Below are 4,439 nucleotides of genomic sequence, written 5' to 3' on the forward strand. Positions count from 1 at the left end.
CATCGTTTCCTTATATGCAATTTGCATTTTCGGAATCGGCGTGTTTACACCCGAACTATTTGGTTCAAAAAAAGCTTAATTCATTGGCATTGGACTAAATTTACAAAATGTCTAATCAAACCAATAAGAGAGTTCCAAATAACTAATGAAAACACTACACATATATCCAACAGCAGGAGCAATCCGTAACAGGCACCAAGAGTTTAGAGATAGTACGGCTCTGTTGCCAACACTAATGCTTATAGATGAGTTTGAACGAAGAGCTATTGTGCTTCCCGAGTTGACAATGGTTGATTCACTGCAACGAGTGCTACTACTTCAAGAGGCTACTCGATTTGACTCTTTTGAGGGATTAAAAATAGATAGTGAATTGGTGCAATTTTTTACAAAGAGTGACTCTATACTGAAATTTTTTGAAGAGTTAATCTATGAAGGTGTAAGTTTTAGTGATTTGGTTGATGGTGATGCATATGTGGAGTTTGGTGAGCATATGGATATAGTTGAAGAGTTATTGGAAAATTATAAAAAACTATTAATAGCTAGAGGATTGACAGATAGAGTTTTTATCCCTCAAAACTATAAGTTAAATTTGGGTTTTATAGATAGTTTTGATAGCTTTGAGCTTCATCTTGAGGGTTATATGAGCCGTTTTGAGCTTAAAATTATTGAAGAGATAGCTAAATCTAAACCATTTACTATTCATATGCAGACGAGTAAATTTAACAAAAAAATAGAGAAGAATTTTTTAGACTTAGGTATTGAAGCGTTGGAAGAGGATAGTCTTGTCTCTTTTGAGCTACAGAGCAAAAAAGTCATCTCTACTGAAAAAAATAGTCTATCTATCCGAGCCAATATACTCTCTGTTGAGGAGAGGTTATCACAGATTCCAATTATATTGGAGTCAGTACAGAGTATGGTAGACGGTGGTATAGCTCCTGAAGAGATAGTTGTTATACTCCCTGATGAGAGTTTCAAAGAGACTATTAGGCTCTATGATAGATTTAACAATTTCAACTTTACTATGAGCTTTGATTACAGCAAAACAAAAAGTTATAAACGGCTTGATGCTATCTATCAGTATTGGCAGAGCTTCTCTGATGAGTCGATATTTTTACTAAAAAAATATGGGGTAGAGAGAGAAAAACTAAATGAGCTAACTCCTACACAGAAGTTAGGTGTAGAGCAGTTCTCCCTGTTGATGAATACTTTTGATTTAGATTTGAAACGAACAGTTGTGCAGGATAGTTGGATTCATTTCAAAAGAGTATTAAGTACAGAGCAGATGAGTCTGGAAAATTGGCTCTTTTTATGGCTTCAACAGTTAAGTAGATTAACTCTTGATGATATTCGAGGTGGTAAAATTCCTGTCATGGGCGTGTTGGAGACAAAAGGGGTTGCTTTTCAGGGTGTGGTTATTGTTGATTTTAATGATGGTGTAGCTCCTGCTACTCCTGCAAAAGATAGTTTTTTGAACTCATCTATCCGTAAATCGGTGAATCTTCCAACCAAAAATGATAAAGAAGCGATACAGAAACAACTATATAAACGGCTACTTGAAGAGGCAAAAGATGCTACTATCATCTATAGCACAAGCAACAACCGAACCCCTACCTCTTTTCTCTATGATTTAGGTTTAGAAGTAGGAAAACATATTGAGCCAAATTTAGAGCTTCTCTACTCAGAGCCGAGTCAGATTGTGAATGAGCTTGACCCTGTTATAGAGAATTTTGATGCAAAAGCCATCACTTGGTCTGCAACACGGCTTAAAACTTTTTTAACCTGTAGGAGAAAGTACTACTATAGTTATGAGCAAAAACTAAAAGCTAAAGAGGATAATGAGATAAATGAGGGGCAGTTTCTACATAAAGTTTTGGAATATCTATTTAAAGAACAGAAGTTCTTCTCCTCTGTGGATGATATGAAAAGCAAACTATACAGGCTACTTGACCAACTTTTGGAGACCAGTTCACCAAAGATTGCCTATTCAAAACTTCTATGGAGAGAGAAGTTGATTAAGTTTATAGAGAATCAAGTCTATCATTTCAAAGCAGGATGGAGAGTTGTTGAGAGAGAGAGACAGATAATCGGAGAGATAGGTGGAATGAGGTTTAGAGGAGTAGTAGACAGAATTGACCAGACCGATACCCATACGCTCATACTTGACTACAAGAGTGGTTCAATCAAAGAGGCGAATCGGACTAAAAACTTAGAGAAGCTGACAGATTTTCAGATGAGTATCTACAGTGAACTGCTAAAAGATAAATATCAAAACATAGAGTTGGCTTTTGTTGAGCTTTTTGACAAGGGTGGGATTGTTCCTATTACACTACTTGATGAAAAAACTGAACTGCTTTTTGATACGATTGGTGAGCTAAGAGAGATGAAACAGGTGGAAGCAGAGCGTTGTGAAGATATTAGTCGCTGTCAATATTGTGACTTTACTCTGCTTTGTGAGCGAGGGAACTATCTGTAAGTGATTTTATCTAGCTTGGTGTAGTTATAATTTTTTGCACTCATCAAAAATAAAATTTTCAAGTCTCAAAGACACAGCTTTATTAGCTTAGAAATACTTTGTATTTGTTGGGGGTAATCCTCATTATATTTAAACTATTCCAAAGTTTTACAAGAGTGCTAATATCTATATTAGATATAATGTATCAAAAAAATATTAGGAAAATAAAATGGACAGATTTTTCAATACAGCAGGACCCACAAAAACAGATATAAACTACTATATAAGTAGCTTCGATAGAGTAGACTATGAAGAGATAGAGATGCTCATAAAATCACAAAGATACTTTGTCCTACACGCCCCAAGACAGACAGGAAAAACCTCTGCATTGCTTGAGATAATGGATAGAATAAATAGTGAGGGTAGATACAACTGTGTCTATGCCAATATCGAGGCAGCACAAGCTCTTAGAGGAGATACTGCTGAGTCAATTCCTACTATTTGTGATGTGATAGCTTCATCTATAAGACTATATCTAAAAGATGATAGAGTAGTTAAGTGGTATAGAAAAAATAGAGCTAACATAGCACTTGGTAAACAAATAAGTGAAACTTTAAACTATTGGTCTGAAAATAGTTCCAAACCATGCATTCTATTCCTAGATGAAGTAGATGCCCTAGTAGGAGATACATTAATCTCACTACTTAGACAGATAAGAGCAGGATACGCAGGACGACCTAATTCATTTCCACAATCTATGATACTCTGTGGAGTAAGAGATGTGAGAGACTATAGAATCCACACAAAAGATAATGAGATAATCACAGGTGGAAGTGCATTTAATATCAAAGCTAAATCTTTAACTATTGGTAATTTTAGCTACAAAGAGTGCCAAGCATTATATCAGCAACATACAGACTATACAGGTCAAAAGTTTGATGAGAGAATATATCCTCATTTATGGGAAGATACAAAAGGACAACCATGGCTTGTAAACGCCATTGGTCATGAGCTAACTTGGGATGAGAGAGAACTAAGAGATAGAACAAAAGAGATAACGCTAGAGCATTATTTTAGAGCTAGAGAGAGACTAATCCATAGCAGAGCCACCCATCTAGACCAACTAATAGATAAACTAAAAGAGGATAGAGTAAGAAGAGTCATAGCTCCACTCTTGGCAAATGGTAACTCGGTTGATGTCAACTTTTCTGATAGAGATTTAGAGTATGTTAGTGACTTAGGCTTAATCACCAGAAAACCATCTGTTGCTATAGCAAACAATATATATAAAGAGACCATACCAAGAGAGTTAACCATTGCAAAACAGCAAAGCATTGCAAATCAAGATATACTATGGTATCTAAGAGAGGATAAAAGCATAGATATGAAAAAGCTTCTAAAAGCCTTTCAGCAGTTCTTCAGAGAAAATGCAGATAGTTGGATAGAGCGATTTGACTACAAAGAGGCAGGACCACAGCTACTACTTCAAGCATTTTTACAGAGAGTTATAAATGGTGGGGGCAGGATAAACAGAGAGTATGGATTAGGTAGAAAGAGGACAGATATATTGATAGAGTACCCACTAGATGAGGAGATGGGTTTTTGGGGAGAGACTCAAAAAATAGTCATAGAGACCAAGATACTCTACTCTAATCTTGAGAAGACTATAGAGAAAGGGGTAGAGCAAACTCTGGAGTATGCTGATATGGTTGGTGCTGATGAGTCACATTTGATAATATTTGATAGAGACAAACGAATAAAATGGGATGATAAAATCTGGAATAGAAAAGATAAGAGTGAGGTTATGGTATGGGGGAGTTGAATCTGACCCTCTTTGCTTCTACAATTCTCATAGTGTTTTTTTAAACTCTCACATTGATAAAATTTTGGCTCTCCCCCACCTACCGTGACCCAATAAACACCTAAAACTAGGGTTTAGCTAAGAGAAAGTAAAACCAAAAACACTCCTAACAAACATATATTTTAA

The 4,439-nt window shown here is 35.9% G+C and carries 2 protein-coding genes; both read left to right on the top strand.

All coding sequences use genetic code 11. The annotated features are described in order from the left end of the window. Nucleotides 1-145 precede the first annotated feature (145 nt). On the top strand, nucleotides 146-2,473 hold the full coding sequence (locus GSY74_RS09710; RefSeq protein WP_164664904.1) for a PD-(D/E)XK nuclease family protein: 2,328 nt from the start codon (nucleotides 146-148) through the stop codon (nucleotides 2,471-2,473). Between the two features lie 208 nt (nucleotides 2,474-2,681). Further along, nucleotides 2,682-4,274 (top strand): AAA-like domain-containing protein, encoded by a 1,593-nt coding sequence (locus tag GSY74_RS09715; protein WP_164664905.1) that lies wholly within the window; start codon nucleotides 2,682-2,684, stop codon nucleotides 4,272-4,274. The last annotated feature ends 165 nt before the right edge of the window (nucleotides 4,275-4,439 follow it).

It is taken from the genome of Sulfurovum sp. bin170 (assembly GCF_010892395.1).
In the GTDB taxonomy this organism is placed as follows: Bacteria; Campylobacterota; Campylobacteria; order Campylobacterales; family Sulfurovaceae; genus UBA1140.

Coding starts and splice junctions, on each gene's coding strand:
- GSY74_RS09710 (WP_164664904.1), top strand. CDS start 146: ATGAAAACACTACACATATATCCAACAGCAGGAGCAATCCGTAACAGG.
- GSY74_RS09715 (WP_164664905.1), top strand. CDS start 2,682: ATGGACAGATTTTTCAATACAGCAGGACCCACAAAAACAGATATAAAC.